Source organism: Raoultibacter timonensis, assembly GCF_900240215.1.
GTDB classification, from domain to species: Bacteria; Actinomycetota; Coriobacteriia; order Coriobacteriales; family Eggerthellaceae; genus Raoultibacter; species Raoultibacter timonensis.
The window spans coordinates 55,301-69,715 of record NZ_LT964681.1 but is presented as its reverse complement, the minus strand read 5'-3'; the positions used below and the strand labels follow the sequence as shown (position 1 = coordinate 69,715).

10 protein-coding genes are annotated in these 14,415 nt (G+C 60.0%); 7 read left to right on the top strand and 3 right to left on the bottom strand.

The window, feature by feature from the left end; genetic code table 11:
* The first annotated feature begins 249 nt into the window (after positions 1-249).
* Positions 250-1,311: a phenylalanine--tRNA ligase subunit alpha gene (gene pheS, locus C1722_RS12430; protein WP_102380380.1), complete on the top strand. Its 1,062-nt coding sequence runs from the start codon at positions 250-252 to the stop codon at positions 1,309-1,311.
* Between the two features lie 14 nt (positions 1,312-1,325).
* A complete protein-coding gene (gene pheT / locus C1722_RS12425; RefSeq protein ID WP_102379701.1) occupies positions 1,326-3,821 on the top strand; it encodes a phenylalanine--tRNA ligase subunit beta in 2,496 nt (831 codons plus the stop codon).
* A 99-nt stretch (positions 3,822-3,920) separates the two neighbouring features.
* Here the strand turns inward: pheT and C1722_RS12420 are convergent, their stop codons facing one another.
* Both C1722_RS12420 and C1722_RS12415 read right to left on the bottom strand, forming a co-directional pair.
* Positions 3,921-5,264, bottom strand: coding sequence for an ATP-binding protein (locus C1722_RS12420; RefSeq protein WP_102379700.1), 1,344 nt, complete (start codon positions 5,262-5,264; stop codon positions 3,921-3,923).
* Entirely contained in the window at positions 5,261-5,968 is a 708-nt protein-coding gene (locus tag C1722_RS12415) for a LytR/AlgR family response regulator transcription factor (RefSeq protein WP_180995237.1), read from the bottom strand. The genes C1722_RS12420 and C1722_RS12415 overlap by 4 nt, the downstream gene beginning before the upstream one ends.
* Before the next feature lie 170 nt (positions 5,969-6,138).
* Here C1722_RS12415 and C1722_RS12410 point away from each other — a divergent pair, with 170 nt between their 5' ends.
* The 3 genes from C1722_RS12410 to C1722_RS12400 all read left to right on the top strand — a co-directional run bounded on the left by C1722_RS12410 (position 6,139) and on the right by C1722_RS12400 (position 10,639).
* Positions 6,139-7,896: an FAD-dependent oxidoreductase gene (locus C1722_RS12410; RefSeq protein WP_102379698.1), complete on the top strand. Its 1,758-nt coding sequence runs from the start codon at positions 6,139-6,141 to the stop codon at positions 7,894-7,896.
* A gap of 208 nt (positions 7,897-8,104) precedes the next feature.
* Positions 8,105-8,857 carry a DUF2087 domain-containing protein gene (locus C1722_RS12405; RefSeq protein ID WP_102379697.1) on the top strand — a complete coding sequence of 251 codons (753 nt, stop codon included), beginning with the start codon at positions 8,105-8,107 and terminating at the stop codon, positions 8,855-8,857.
* Positions 8,858-9,520: 663 nt separating this feature from the next.
* A complete protein-coding gene (locus C1722_RS12400; protein WP_102379696.1) occupies positions 9,521-10,639 on the top strand; it encodes a helix-turn-helix domain-containing protein in 1,119 nt (372 codons plus the stop codon).
* 19 nt (positions 10,640-10,658) lie between these two features.
* Here C1722_RS12400 and C1722_RS12395 read toward each other — a convergent pair whose 3' ends face one another.
* On the bottom strand, positions 10,659-10,916 hold the full coding sequence (locus C1722_RS12395; RefSeq protein ID WP_102379695.1) for a hypothetical protein: 258 nt from the start codon (positions 10,914-10,916) through the stop codon (positions 10,659-10,661).
* Positions 10,917-11,029: 113 nt separating this feature from the next.
* On the opposite strand from C1722_RS12395, the gene C1722_RS16710 reads away from it, so the two are divergent.
* Both C1722_RS16710 and C1722_RS12385 read left to right on the top strand, forming a co-directional pair.
* Positions 11,030-11,392 (top strand): hypothetical protein, encoded by a 363-nt coding sequence (locus tag C1722_RS16710; protein ID WP_146040683.1) that lies wholly within the window; start codon positions 11,030-11,032, stop codon positions 11,390-11,392.
* A gap of 595 nt (positions 11,393-11,987) precedes the next feature.
* Positions 11,988-14,393, top strand: coding sequence for a glycoside hydrolase family 3 C-terminal domain-containing protein (locus C1722_RS12385; protein ID WP_102379693.1), 2,406 nt, complete (start codon positions 11,988-11,990; stop codon positions 14,391-14,393).
* Positions 14,394-14,415 lie beyond the last annotated feature (22 nt).

Genomic DNA, 14,415 nt, shown 5'->3' with positions numbered 1-14,415 from the left:
AGCAGCGGGGCTGAACGGTCGGGCTTCCCGACGCCAGTAGGTTTCGCCGGGCGCTCCCGTCACAGGGCACATGAGTGGACTGCTCGTCCGTTGCGCGCCCGATGGCGCTTTCGGTTTACGCGGCGGTCAACCGAGGTGGTACCGCGAGAGTCTTATCTCGTCCTTGGACAAAAGGATGGATAGGGCTCTTTTTTATTGCTCGCGCCCGGACGGTTTCCGCAGCGCGGGGTGATGACGAAAGGCAGGAACATGGCACTAACAGACGAATTGGCGGCGCTTCGCTCCGAAGCGCTCGCCGCCATCGAGCAGGCGGCGGATTCCGCAGCGCTCGAACAGGTGCGCATCGCCGTGCTCGGCAAGTCGGGCACGCTCACCGGGTATCTGCGTTCGATGGGCAGCGTGCCCAAAGAGGAGCGCGCTTCCGTGGGCAAAACCGCCAACGAGGTACGCATCGCCGTCGAGGGAGCCCTCGAGGCGCGCAAAGCCGAGCTCTCGGCTGCGGAGCTCGCGGCGAAGATCGACGCGAGTGCGGTGGACGTGACGCTTCCGGGCCGTGCCCAGCAGATGGGTACACGTCACCTCATCAGCCGCATCACCGATGAAATCGCCGAGGTGTTCCTCGGCATCGGCTACACGGTGGTGTCGGGTCCCGAGGTGGAAACCGACTACTACAACTTCGAGGCCTTGAACGCACCGGCCGACCACCCATCGCGCGGCTTGGCCGACACGTTTTACGTACGCGACCTCTCGGGTGCAGTTGCCAACGTGCGCGGGGAGTCGGACGTGCTGCTGCGCACGCAGACATCGACCGTGCAGGTGCACGCTATGGAGGATCAGGAGCTCCCCATCTTCGTTATCGCTCCGGGCAAGGTGTACCGCCGCGATGTGGCGGATCCGAGCCATCTGCCACAGTTCACCCAGATCGAGGGCCTTGTTATAGACAAGGGAATCACGTTCGGCGATCTCAAGGGGACGCTCGATTACCTGTGCAAGCAGATGTTCGGACCCGACCGCAAGACGCGGTTCCGCGCCCATTACTTCCCGTTTACGGAACCCTCTGCCGAAGTCGATGTGAGCTGCGGCATCTGCCATGGCGAAGGCTGCCGTTTCTGCAAGGGAACGGGCTGGCTCGAGATCCTCGGCTGCGGCATGGTCGATCCGAACGTGCTCTCCATGTCGGGGATCGATCCGGAGGAGTATTCCGGCTTCGCGTTCGGCATGGGCGTCGAGCGCATCGCGTGCCTCAAATACAACGTGCCCGATTTGCGCATGCTGCTCGAAGGCGACATGCGGTTCCTGCGTCAATTCTAGCGGAAGGCATCCCAATGAAAGTATCTCTCAAATGGCTTAGCGAATACGTAGACGTGCCAGCCGATACGAAGGCCCTCTGCGACAGGCTCGATCTGACCGGTACGGGCGTCGAGGGCGTCGAGACCGTCGGCGCCGCGTTCGAGAACATCGTGTGCGGTCAGGTCGTCACCAAGGAAAAGCATCCCGATTCGGACCACATGTGGGTGACGACGGTGGACGTGGGCGCCTGCAACGCGGACGCCGACGGCAATCCGGAGCCGCTGCAGATCGTGTGCGGCGCGCAGAACTTCGATGCGGGCGACCATATCGTTGTGGCGATGGTGGGCGCGGAGCTTCCGGGCGGCATCAAGATCAAGAAATCGAAATTGCGCGGAGTCGCGAGCTGCGGCATGAACTGCTCGGAGCGCGAACTGGGGCTCGGCAACGATCATGACGGGATCATGATCCTTCCCGAGGACGCGCCCATCGGCGTCCCGTTTGCGGAGTACCGGCAGCTGACCGATACGGTGCTCGACCTGGAAATCACACCGAATCGCCCCGATTGCCTGAGCATGGTTGGCATGGCGCGCGAGCTGGGCGCGATGTACCAGCGCGATTGGACGAACCCGCTTGCCGCGATGGCGTCTGAAATGCGGCTCGATCAGGAGGCGGTGCCGGTTGATTCGGCGGTAAGCGTGACCATCGACGATCCGAAGCGCTGCCCCCGTTATTCGGCGCGCGTCATCCGCGGGTGCAAGGTGGGGCCGAGCCCCGACTGGATGGTCGAGCGCCTGGCGGCCATCGGTCAGCGTTCCATCAACAACATCGTCGACGTGACGAATTACATCCTGTTCCTGTTCGGACAGCCTCTCCACGCGTTCGACCTGCATAAGCTCACCGGCGCAGACGGATGCGCCCATGTGGTGATCCGCGCTGCCGAAGACGGCGAGAAGCTCGTAACGCTCGACGGCGAGGCGCGCGAACTCACCTCCGACATGACGGTCATCGCTACGCCCGAGCGCGGTGCGGTTGCGCTTGCCGGCGTCATGGGCGGGCTCGATACCGAGGTTACCGACCAGACGGTCGACATACTGCTCGAGGCGGCCACCTTCGAAGCGGGGCGTACGAGCCGTACGAGCCGCAACCTCGGCCTCATCAGCGAAAGCTCCATGCGCTACGAGCGCGGTGTTGACGATCACGGGATCGACCTGCGCTCGGCCGCCGCTGCGGCGCTCATCGTGGAGGTCGCCGGCGGAGCGGTGAGCTGCGCTGCGGACAACGCCGCAGGTATCGTGGACGAATGGCCGCTGAAGTCCGAGGCCCCGCAGCTGGTTTTCCGCATTGCGCGCTTCTGCGACATGGTGGGTACCGACATTCCCCGTGACTTCATCGAGGACGCTCTGCGCCGCTTGGGCTGCGAGGTTGCCGATTCCGACGAGGCTGACGCCTTGTCGGTTGTCGCGCCGACGTTCCGTCCCGATCTCGAGCGCGAGATCGATCTGTACGAGGAGGTTTTGCGCCTGTACGGGATGGACCGCGTTCCCGCAACGCTTCCGGGCGGGCGCGGGCGCGTCGGCACGCGCAGCGTAGCAGAGCAGAAGGTGTCGGTCATCCATGCGGCGCTCCGTGCGAGCGGTTTGAACGAAACCATGACCTACTCGTTCGCCGAGCCGACCGAGCTCGAGCGTCTGCGCATGAAAACCGACGGCTTGGGCATTCCCGTCGAGCTTATCAATCCGATGAATGCGGATCAGTCGATCATGCGGCAAAGCATCATTCCCGGCCTTTTGCGTTCGGTTGCTTACAATCAGAGCCACGGCGTGAAGAACATACAGCTCTACGAGATGGGCGTCGTGTTCTTCGGGGCCGAGGGGCGCAAGAAGCCCAAGGAGAAGCAGAAGCTTGCCGGCGTGCTGGCGGGAGCAATGGGCGAGGCTGGTTGGAACGCGAACCCCGCGCCGTTCGATTTCTTCGACGGCAAGGGCGTGATTGAGAATCTGGTCCGCGAGCTCGCCATCCCCAAGGTGCGCTTCAAGGCTCTCGATGCTGAAGAGGCACCGCACTTGCAGCCCGGCCGTGCGGCCGAAGTGCTCAGCAGCGGCGCCGTGCTCGGTTGGGTGGGCGAGCTCCATCCGCTCGCGACGGAGGCCTACGAGGCTACGGCTCCCGTGGTTGCGTTCGAGTTCGATGTGGATGCGCTCGTCAAGGCGAGCTGCCCCGCACGCGATTACATCGACGTGCCGGTGTTCCCGGCGGTATCGATGGACGTTGCATTCGTCGTTGACGAGGGCGTGGCGCACGAGCGCCTCATGCAGTGTATGAGCTCGGCGGGCGGCAAGATGCTCGAGAAGGCGGAATTGTTCGACGTGTACCGCGATGACGAGCGGGTCGGAAAAGGCAAGAAGTCGATGGCCTATGCGCTCACCTATCGTGCGCAGGATCGTACGCTGACGAGCGAAGAGGTCGATAAGGCCCACGAGCGCCTGATCAAAAAGGTGTCGGCAGCAACCGGTGCCGAGGTGCGCGGGTAACCGCACGGATAGCCGCCTGCAAGCGGCGGCAGGCGATTGCAGGGCGGGCGTCTTCGGGCGTCCGCCCTGTTCGTTTGCGGTGGACCGGCGGCATGTTTGCTATCGCGCGATCACCTCATTCGGGCCGATCGGGATCATGATGGTCAGCACGAACTCATCGTCTGCAATATCCCATGAAAGGTAGCCGCCGTACGATTCGGCAGTGAGCCGCATGCTCTTGATGCCGAATCCGTGGTTTTCCGTATCGGCCTTGGTCGTTCCTATCGAGGCTGTTTCGCAATCGATCGCTCCTGAAAACTGGTTTCTACATTGGATTACGGCGAGGTCGTTCGTGTAGGTGATGGTGAGACAGATGTCTTTCACTTCGTTTGAGGGAAGCTTCTGAGAGGCCTCTATGGCGTTATCGACCGCGTTGCCGACGATGGCGCATAGGTCGAAGCTGTTCATGAACCCGAGTTTGCTGCCGTCAACGTAAAATGCTGGTCTGATCCCGTTGTCCCAGCAGATTCTGCGCTTTTCGGTCAAAAGGATGTCAAGCACTTCGTTTCCTGTCTGCATCTCGCAAGCAAGGGGTTCGATTTCTTGCTTCACGGCAGAGGCGAATTCCTCGATATCATGCTTGTCGGGAGTGTATCCGCCTCGCCCGAGGTCTTCGATTTTGCCGATGTACTGCTTGAGATCGTGGTACCGTCTGTTTACCGCATCGACCGCTGTTTTTCCCGCTAGATACTGCATGTGCTGTTCGCGAAGGAGCGCCTGCATGTGCAGAAGCTCGTTGCGTTGGATCTGCGCTGAAAGATTGTGCGCATTTGCGACGATGATTGCGATCGTGCATACGCTGAGGAGAACAAGGATGAGCACCATATCCTGGTACAGCGTGTGGTTTGTCGAATCGTATACGTATCCGCTGGTGCGGATGTAGGTATAGGGGATAAGCGGCAGAAGGATGAACAGGCTTTGGCTCCAGGAAAGACGTCCTACTCCCTCGCCGAAAACCCATCGCGATATAGCGAAGAGCGCGAGGGCGTCGAAGGCGACGTAAAGGGCTATCCAGATGGACGTGATTGCGATGGTCGACAAGGGCGAAAGCGCACTGAAGAGCGGCTGCATGATGCCGTCGACAGTGATGATTTTTCCAATCTCAGAGCAGAGGAGAAATACGCACGCAAGGTAAAGGGATTGACCATTGCGAGTGTTTCGCGTAAGGGCGAGGTATGCGGTGATCACTGCGATGTTGAGTATGAAATCGAACACGAAATCGAAGTGGAGCAGATGTACGCCATGCCAAAGGGCGAACAGGACGATCCCGTACGATGCGGCCTTGATAGACGTCATGCGCTTGCGTTCCAGCGGACGAACGAAGGCAACGAGCAGGGCGAGCTCTGCGGCCGATGCGACGATCCAGAACGGATCGGTGTAGGCGAGCATGTAATTGGTGATCATATCGTTTTCCCTACATAGTTGGTCAATGCTGCAAGAAAATCCTGTTTGCGGTGTTTGCTTACAGGAAGAGTCTGGTCGCTGACAAGGGCATCGGTTGGCGTGATGGTTTGGATATGGGCGAGGCTTACAAGATATGCGTTGTGGATGCGGAAAAACGAATGCCCAGCAAGCTTTTCTTCGATCGCCTTCATGGGTTCGCTGCAGGGTAGTGGACCGCGTGTGGTGTGGATGACGGTTTTCTTCCGTTCGGTTTCCACGTAGGCGATCTCGTTTGCATCGACGAAAAGCGTTTGTTTTGCCTGTTTAACCGGTATAAGGTGCGTTCGGCGCCGCGCACTGCGTTCGACCGCTCTCTTGAGCATCTGATAAAGCGATCGATAGGTTATCGGTTTGATGAGGAACCCCATGGCATCAACTGCGTACCCCTCGGGGGCAAGCTGTCCGTAATTGGTCATAAAGCAGATGGAAACGGTGGTGTCCAATTTCCGGATTGCATGGGCGGTTGCGAGTCCATCTAAGACGGGCATGTCGATGTCGAGGAGGACAAGATCGACATCATCGGTATAGTGTTCGAGCAACTCTCGGCCATTCTCGTAGCTGCGCAGGCATATCTGCGACAACCCCTCGTCGATGCAGCGATCTAAGAGCAGTTTTACCCGCAGGGCGTCATCGTGGGAATCTTCGGCCATTGCAAGTGTGAACATCTTCAGCCTCCTGCTCTCAGTATACCGACGTCTGCTTGTTCCGTGCATCCAGACGGTCGCAGCAGACGGCCAGCCAGTCGGATTTTGTTGCGCCGCCTTGGCGGCATCGCCATTATCCGTGGTGTTCGGTCGAGTTGGCTGAATCTATCCGTCGAGGAAAGGACAAGGGGATGAATGCAAGCAAGGGATTGTCGAGGCGTTCGTTTTTAACGGGAACCGCGGTTGTCGGTGCTGGTGCGGCGCTATTCGGTATGGCGGGATGCTCGCCGTCGGGTGCGTCATCGGAGGCGAGCGCCGAGGCTGGTTCGGCTGCGGGCGTCGCGGAAAACGCGACTGTGCAAGCGGGGTATCTGACGTATTTCGATTGGTTGGGGGAAGAACCCGCGATCGATGATGCCGATATCGTCGAAACCGTGGATGCGGAAGTGGTGGTCATCGGCGGCGGAAACGCCGGGGTCTGCGCTGCCCTTGGGGCAGCCGAGGCGGGTGCGAAAGTGGTTGTTCTCGAAACGCAGACGGAAGACGTGTATACGTTTTTGGGCCACGATATAGGGCATCTTAACTCCGCGTGGTCGAAAGCCCACGGTGGCGACGAGATCGACGAGGTGGAGTTCATCCAGGATTGGACTCGCAGGAACATGAACCGCAGCAATTACGAGCTCGTCCGGCAGTTCGCTTCGGAAAGCGGTTCGGTACTCGATTGGATCCTTTCCCATCTCAGCGATGACATCGTTGAAAACTGCGGTATTTTCGGCGTTCCGAAGCCAACTGGGTATCCTGGCGAAATATCGGGCTACAAGTGCTGGTCGTCGGCTATTCATTTTCAGGATGAGGGTACCGATTGGCCCGATGCGGCAAAGGCGCTGAAAGCGGCAGCCGAAGATCTTGGCGCAGCATGGTACTTCGATTGCCGGGCTATGAAGATCGTCATGGACGGCGATCGGGCCGCGGGGGTAGTCGGCATGTCCTCGGACGGCACGTATACGAAGTTCTCCGCTTCGAAGGGCGTCATCATTGCGGCGGGGGACTACAGCGGAAATCCCGAAATGGTCTTTGCGTTGAACGACGAGTACCGTGATTTTGTGCAGTCGCGCAAACAGGATTACGCCGAAATAGTCGGAAGCGGGCGTGTGGGCGACGGGCAGAAGCTCGGTTGTTGGGCGGGCGGTCGTATGGAGCCGGGGCCTCGCGCGTCGATGGGTCGCGCAATGGGCGCAGGTGCGTTCGGGGGTGTTGCGCTCCCGCAGCTGAACCGGGACGGTTTGCGGTTCATGAATGAGGGCATTCTGGGCGTTTGGGGCAATTTGTTTCAGGTTATGCGCCAGCCTAAAGGCATGATTTACGGTGTGGCGGACGCTTCGTGGTGCGAGTACATTCAGAAGAACGCGCCTGAGCACGTGTATCCGGGAACGGGCGGCTTTCATGATGGCGGATTCCTGGAAACGCTCGACGCGGAGATTCCCAACGTCTTGGGAACGGGAACCGAGGGCTACAAGATTCGCGGCTGCCTGACGTATGCGGGCGAAACGCTCGAAGAGCTGGCGGATAACCTTGGGTTGTCGGGAGAGCCCAAGGAGAACTTCCTGGCCTCCATCGAGCGCTACAACGAACTGTGCGAAAAGGGGGTTGATGAGGATTTTGGCAAAGACGCATTCCTTATGGACCCTATCGTCGAGCCGCCGTTCTATGCATCGGTCATCGACAGCAGCGAGTTCAAGTTGGGGCTTGTCGAGCTGAGTGGATTGGTAACCGATAAAAACCAGCAGGTGCTCGACTACGATGACGATCCTATACCCGGTCTCTACGCTACGGGGAATAGCTGCGGCGGCCGTTTCGCTCTGCAGTACTGCACGCCGATTGCGGGCATCAGTATCGGCTGGGCGACAACCATGGGCAAGCTCGTCGGCGAAACCGTAGCGGCAAGCTAGTTGGCGCGGTGCCGGATGCGGGCCCGGTGCGCTTGCCGTTGGGCCTAGCGGCAAGATCCGAACAAGAAGGACCTAGGGGAAACTCCGAGGTCCTTCTGCGCATATGTATGCAATATGTATCATGTTGACAATATTTATAAACATAATCATAATACGTTTATGAAATACAGAACAAGCGAACACAGCATGTATGAATGGAGTAAACGCAATGGATTATGGGACATTGACTATCGAAGAAATCAGAAACGGCTACCGCTACGACGAGGCCGAGAAGGCGCACGTGTGCAACTACTGCGGGCGCATGTTCCCGCGGGGGCAGGTGTTTCCCATCGGCGATCGCTACTATACTCCCGAGTATGCGGCGAGGGAGCACATCGCCTCCGAGCACGATAGCTCGCTCAAGAAACTCATCGAGGGCGGTGCGAAATACAACACGTTCACCGATACGCAAAAGGAGTTGCTCGCGCTGTTCGGCGAGGGCCTGAGCGACAACGAGATCGCCAACAAGCTCGGCATCAAGGCGTCGACGGTTCGCCATCAGAAGTTCACCTTCCGCGAGAAGGCGAAGCAGGCGAAGTACTACCTGGCCGTTTACGAAGAGGTGTTCGGCGATGGCGGCAAGGCGCGCAAAGCCGACGACATCGTGGACATCCCCAATACGGCGACGATGATGGACGACCGCTACGTGATTACCGAGAAGGAGCGCGAGCGCATCCTCAAGAGCGAATTCGAGAGCATGAGGCCTCTCCGGTTGCGTCACTACCCGTTGAAGGCGAAGAAGCAGGTGGTCGTGCTGAGCGAGGTTGCGAAGCTGTTCGAGCTCGGCAAGAAATACACCGAGGCGGAGACGCGCGAGATGCTCGCTGCCGTGTACGAGGATTACAGCATGCTGCGTCGCTATCTGGTCGACTACGGCTTCATGGGCCGTACGAAAGACGGAACCGAATACTGGCTGAAGTAGCTCGCAGGCAAAGCGGCTATGAAAAAGCGGGGCGGCTGAGGTCGCCTCGCTTTGCGTTGTCGAGGGCTTTCGGGAAACGATGCCGCTCGACGGCGCGACCATAGGGGATTGGGTCCGCAGCTTGAAAAGAAGCACGGTTCGAGAGGCTGCGTTATGGCAGGGCCTCCCGGAAACTTCCTGGGGTTCTGCTGCGGAGTTCTCCGACTTGGAAGGTTATGCATCGTTGCGTCTGCGCGGCTCCCGCAATGAGCTTAATGTCCGCGAACCGCCTTCGTGCGAGGATTTTTCGGGCTGAACCGAGTTCGAAGAACCGGCGAACTGGGAAAACGCTTGTCTGTTGCGCAATGCACGTTCGAAAACCCTCGCACGAAGGCGGTTCGCGGACATCGTTCATCGGTTCTCCGCAACGCGCTCGGCTCCGCAACGCGCTCGGCTCCGCAACGCGCCTGGCCCCGCGACGTCCGCCCACACAACGCGCACGGCTCCGCAACGCGCTCGGCCCCTGCTGCGCACAATTCCCGCAGTGTGCGGGAGCGAATCTCCGCTTGACTATGAGGCCAAAAAGTCAACTATCGCTCCATTGCATCAACTATTGCGATATCCCATACTGGAATAGGACGGGCATATGCCCGTCGATGCGGGCGATCGTTTCGGAGGTGCGGCATGGAAAGCATCAACCTCGGCAGAATGATAGCGCAGCTGAGAAAATCGGCGGGTCTTACGCAAGCCGATCTGGCCGATCATCTCGGTGTGACCAAAGCTGCGGTTTCGAAATGGGAACTCGGGCAGAGTTTGCCCGACATAGCGCAGCTGCCGCGCATCGCATCGTATTTCTCGGTTACGATCGACGAGCTTTTCGCCTATCGGCCGCAGATGAGCGAGCGCGACATCAAGCGGCTCGCTGCCGAGATCTCGCAATTTCTGCCCGACGATACCGAAACGGCTATTGCCGAATGCCGTCGTTTCATCAAGGACTATTATTCGTGCTGGCCTCTCGTGATCAAGCTATCGCACCTGATGTACACAGCGGCAATCCGTGCCAATCCGTCAAAGCCCGATCCGTCGATCATCGAGGAGGCGTCGGGGTACTACGAGCATGTTGCCGAATGCGCCGATGACGTCGAAATGGTGAGGGCGGCAAGGTTCGTCGGCGCGGGTATGGCTTTGACGCAAGGCCGCTACGAGGAGGCCGTCGAGCGTTTCGAGGGGCTCAAGACCGTGCCGCCGCTCGAGGTCGAGCCATCCCTCGCTGCCGCGTATCGAATGCTCGGTGATACCGAGAAGGCGATCGAGATCAACCAGGAGCACTTGTATTGGAGCGTTTCGGGCGTGATAAACAGCTGTGCTGCGCTTATTCCACTCTGCGGACATGATGGTGAACGGCTGCATGCGCTCGTCACGGCTGTGGAAGGCGTGATCAAGTTGTTCGGCCTGTCGGATGCCAACCCCTCTTACGAGCTGTCTGCCCACTTCGCTGCGGCGTCGGCGTACAAGCAGATGGGGCAGCTCGACCGGGCCTACGAGCAACTGGAACAGTTCGCGCGCGATGCGGGGCGCGCCGATGAGCTGTTCTCGCTTGATCGCGATCCTGGGATGCTCTTCGATCGACTCGGCCATCTGTTTCGTCCCGAAGCCGACGACGATAGGGTATACCTCGAAAACACCATGGCGGGATTCGGGCGGCTCGGTCTGATCCAGATGCTCGAAACCGATCCAGCATGGGCGGACGCGCACGACGACCCACGGTTCGCCGCCATCGTTTCCTCGATCGAATCGTCGTAGACGGGCCGTTTCTGCGAGCTTACAGCCATCCGAGGGGATTTATGTTGGTGAGAAGGCAGAACGTTGTGGGCACGGCAAAGATTCCAGCGACGACGATGGCGTATCTCAAAGGGGATTTCCTCCGCTCGACGGGACTGCCGTTCGCTTGAGCTGCGTCGGCGAGGTATCGGACATCGTCGACGCAGCAGGCGACTCGGAACAAAAGCCAGGTGATTACGGCTCCGATGCCGGCGTACAGGAACAAGGAAATTGCCAAGAGTACGTAAAATCTAATCATATGCGCGCCGCCTTCCAGCGATTCCGAGCCAGTCGCGTCGGCGCGGAAAAATCGCTTACCTGGTAGGGTGCCTCGCCGCTCATCGCCGATAGCTCGTGAAAGGCAAAGCTTCGATGCGAAACGTCTATTCGATCGGAATATCCGTCTTCGAACATCCGATGGAATCTGCAGTAGACAGGTGTAAAGTAGATGCCGCTTGCCATGCCGGCTATGGCGCAGCCCAGCGATACGGCGCCTATGACGTGCAGCGGCGGTGCGTATTGCAGCCACGTTACGACTGCAACAAACGGGCTGGCGAACAAGGCGCCGAACAGCAGGCTTCCCAATGCGGCCCGGAAGAGGCCCCGAACGAAACCGAGCGCTTTGCGCACCCGAATCGCTATTGCGAGAAAAGCGAGGGGGAACGCCCCGCTTTGGAGAAGGTTGAAAAAGGCTTCCTGGTGGTTTCTCGCGGTAGCGCATTCGGCCGCGAATGAGAGAAGCACGATAGCCGTGCCGATTATCAGCGTCTCGAACGTCATTCGCCTTTGGGAACTTCGGTCCGGCGGGGTGGCAGGATCGGCGGCGACCCGTATCAGGCTCCCGTGCCCCCGTTTGTTTGCGTGGCGGTTGAGTCGCCCGGGAAGCCCGGCGTTCTCGTCGATTTTCATAAGCAGACAGGGTAAGCCAGCCGCGACGATGACGGATGCGACGAAAAGTGGGATGCCGAATGCGACCACGAGTCCCCGTTTCTCGAGCGATGGAGGTGTATCCGAATCGACACCGATTGTAGCAAGCTCTTACAGCTGCGGGTATTCGTCTGGCATTTGAACCGAGTAACTCTATTAAATATTCGCGAAAAGGTCATCTATCAGGATGTTCCTTAACCGCTTCGTCGCGTACGGCTGCGTACAGCCGTACGTTGGGTTTTTCGTCGAACGGGCTCCCGCTTTCCGGCATTGCGCCAACGCGGCGGAGCGCGCTTTGGGAATTCGGGGTGGACGGGGCGGCTCTCTGCGGGGGATAATGCCGTGAGCGGATGGGGCTTGCTGCGAGCTGGCTGCATTCTGCGCTTACGGCGGAAGGGACCCTATGGATATCGAAGCCATCGTTTCGAAGATGACGCTCGAGGAGAAATGCGATTGTCTTACCGGAAGCGACTACTGGACGCTCGGTGGATGCCCGAGGCTCGGTGTGGCACCCCTCGTTGTTGCGGATGGCCCGCACGGCCTGCGAAAGCAGCCCGGTCCAGCCGACAACCTCGGTATTGCGACCAGCGATCCAGCCGTATGCTTCCCGACGGCGAGCGCTTCGGCCTGCTCGTTCGACATCGATCTCATGAGGCGGATGGGGGAAGCTATCGGCGATGAGGCGCGCGAACAGCAGGTCGATATCGTGCTCGGCCCCGGGGTCAATATGAAGCGAAGCCCCCTGTGCGGGCGCAATTTCGAGTACTTCAGCGAAGATCCTCATCTGGCGGGGGAGCTGGCGGCAGCGTATGTAGAAGGGGTGCAAAGCAGGGGTGTGGGAACCTCCCTCAAGCACTTTGCGGCAAACAGTCAGGAGACCAACCGCCTGATCGTCGATTCGGTGATCGATGAGCGCGCGCTTCACGAGCTGTACCTCGAGCCGTTCCGCATTGCCATAGAGAAGGCGCATCCCTGGACGGTCATGACGGCGTACAACCTGGTGAACGGCGTTTATTGTTCTGAAAACAGCTACCTGATGGACGAGGTGGCTCGCGGGCTATGGGGCTTTGCGGGAGCTTTTATCACCGATTGGGGCGCCGAAAACGATAATGCGGCTAGTCTTCCAGCCGGTCTCGATCTTGTTATGCCGGGCCCGCGGCCCGATTATCGCGCCGATGTTCGCACCGCCGTCGAGTCGGGCGCTCTTGAGGAGAGCCTGCTCGACAAAGCCGTCGAACGAATACTGAAGCTGCACGAGCGGTGCGAGCGCCACGAGGCCGCATTCGTTGTACGCGATGCGCAGGCCCGCTTGTCCGTTGCACGCGAAGTGGCCGAGGGCTCGGCCGTCTTGGTGAAGAACGACGGGGTGCTGCCCCTTGCCGCCGATGCGTCGATCGCGCTCATCGGTGCGTTTGCCGAAGCTCCTCGGTACCAGGGAACGGGCTCATCGAAGATAAACCCGGTCGCCCTGTGCTGCGCGCGCGAGGGGTTTGCCTCTCGGGGTGCGACATGCGCATACGCGCAGGGATACGATCGGAAGACGGGGGAAACCGACGAGGACATGCTTGCCGCCGCGGTCGAGCGAGCTCGCAGCGCCGAAGTGGCGGTCGTGTTCGTGGGACTTCCCGATGCGGCCGAGGCGGAGGGATCCGATCGGGCCGATATGGGCCTTCCCGACGGCCATAACCGGCTGGTTGCGGCCGTGTGCGACGTCAATCCGAATACGGTCGTCGTCGTTCAGGGGGGAGCCCCCGTCGAACTGCCGTGGCGCAGTAGGCCCAGCGCGATCCTTCTCAGCTATCTTGCGGGGTGCGAGGGGGGAAGCGCTACGGCGGCGATTCTCTTCGGAGACGCGAATCCGTCTGGAAAGCTTGCCGAAACATGGCCCGACCGCCTTGCCGACGTGCAGAACGCGAACTCGTACCCTGCCGCAGGTCGTCAAGCCCTTTACACCGAGAGCGTATATACGGGGTATCGGTACTACGATGCCGCCGAGGTGGAACCTGCTTATCCGTTCGGCTTCGGCCTTTCCTACACGACGTTCGCGTATTCCGATTTGAGCATCGAAGGTGCGGGCGAAGGCTTTGATGTCTCGTGCACCGTGCGGAACAGCGGCGCCCGTAAAGGGGCGGAGGTCGTTCAGCTCTACGTTGCCCCCGTCGATCCGTGCGCGTTCATGGTGCCTCAGCAGCTCAAGGGCTTTGCGAAAGTGAGCTTGGAGCCTGGCGAGGAGAAGCGCATAACCATGGCTTTACCTCATCGGGCATTTGCCCATTACGATGCCGGTCGGGGCGACTGGATTGTCGAGGGGGGCTGTTACGAGATCAGAGTTTCGGCGTCGAGCAGGGACGTGCGGCTCGTCGACACGGTGCTTGTGCCAGGGGAGGTCGGGCATTCCGACGGGGTGCCCGACATCTACCACCGCGTCGAGCCAGGGTGCTTCACCAACGAGGCGTTCCTCGCGCTGTACGGGCGCCCGTTTCCCAAGGTCCTGACGGCGATGCGCCCCTATACGGCGAATGCGACGGTCGGCGATCTGAGGACCTCGCTTATCGGCAGGCTCGTACAGGCTGCATTGCGTCGCGAGCTCAAGACCCTCATTCCCGACGACAAGGAGATGCGCGCCGCGTTCGATCGGGCGGCGATGGATACCCCTTTGCGCGCGGTAGCCATGTCGGGCATCGATATGAACGTTATTAAAGGTGTGGTGGATATCCTGAACTACCGCTTCATCCGGGGAATCAAACGCCTCCGTGCCGTGAATTCGCATGCGAAGGACGCCGAAAGCCCGCGGGGCGAACGCCCGTGAGGCAATGCCGCTCAGTCGAGCG

What these genes read in the sequence shown, in the direction of transcription:
- C1722_RS16710 (WP_146040683.1), top strand. Translation starts at nt 11,030, where the DNA reads ATGCGAAACGTCTATTCGATCGGAATATCCGTCTTCGAACATCCGATG.
- C1722_RS12420 (WP_102379700.1), bottom strand. Translation starts at nt 5,264, where the DNA reads ATGATCACCAATTACATGCTCGCCTACACCGATCCGTTCTGGATCGTC.
- C1722_RS12395 (WP_102379695.1), bottom strand. Translation starts at nt 10,916, where the DNA reads ATGATTAGATTTTACGTACTCTTGGCAATTTCCTTGTTCCTGTACGCC.
- C1722_RS12385 (WP_102379693.1), top strand. Translation starts at nt 11,988, where the DNA reads ATGGATATCGAAGCCATCGTTTCGAAGATGACGCTCGAGGAGAAATGC.
- C1722_RS12400 (WP_102379696.1), top strand. Translation starts at nt 9,521, where the DNA reads ATGGAAAGCATCAACCTCGGCAGAATGATAGCGCAGCTGAGAAAATCG.
- pheS (WP_102380380.1), top strand. Translation starts at nt 250, where the DNA reads ATGGCACTAACAGACGAATTGGCGGCGCTTCGCTCCGAAGCGCTCGCC.
- pheT (WP_102379701.1), top strand. Translation starts at nt 1,326, where the DNA reads ATGAAAGTATCTCTCAAATGGCTTAGCGAATACGTAGACGTGCCAGCC.
- C1722_RS12415 (WP_180995237.1), bottom strand. Translation starts at nt 5,968, where the DNA reads ATGTTCACACTTGCAATGGCCGAAGATTCCCACGATGACGCCCTGCGG.
- C1722_RS12410 (WP_102379698.1), top strand. Translation starts at nt 6,139, where the DNA reads ATGAATGCAAGCAAGGGATTGTCGAGGCGTTCGTTTTTAACGGGAACC.
- C1722_RS12405 (WP_102379697.1), top strand. Translation starts at nt 8,105, where the DNA reads ATGGATTATGGGACATTGACTATCGAAGAAATCAGAAACGGCTACCGC.